1 protein-coding gene is annotated in these 275 nt (G+C 74.9%); it reads left to right on the top strand.

Going from position 1 to position 275, the window contains the following annotated elements:
• Positions 1-275: hypothetical protein (locus ACKX14_RS15780; protein ID WP_422449338.1), on the top strand; the 275-nt coding region annotated here is incomplete at both ends.

Below are 275 nucleotides of genomic sequence, written 5' to 3'. Positions count from 1 at the left end.
AGGGTGGCAATGGCTGGGGCATCGTCGGCACCGCCGGCAGCGCGAGCCAGGGCGGCAACGGCGGCAACGTCGAGGCCATCAATGCCGGCCGCATTACCACCTGGGGAGAGCGGGCGCACGGCGTCGTGGCGCAGAGCATCGGCGGCAGCGGCGGCGATGGTGGCCGGGCCGGCGGCATCGGCGCGATCGGCGGCGGCGCTGACATGGGTGGCGATGGCGGCCGGGCCACGGCCCGCAATCTTGCCGGCGGCACCATCATCACCGATGGCGCGACC

This window comes from Thermorhabdus hydrogeniformans (genome assembly GCF_049310025.1).
Taxonomy (GTDB): domain Bacteria; phylum Bacillota; class Thermosediminibacteria; order Thermosediminibacterales; family Tepidanaerobacteraceae; genus JBJYKD01.
This window is presented reverse-complemented; position numbering and strand designations above follow the sequence as displayed.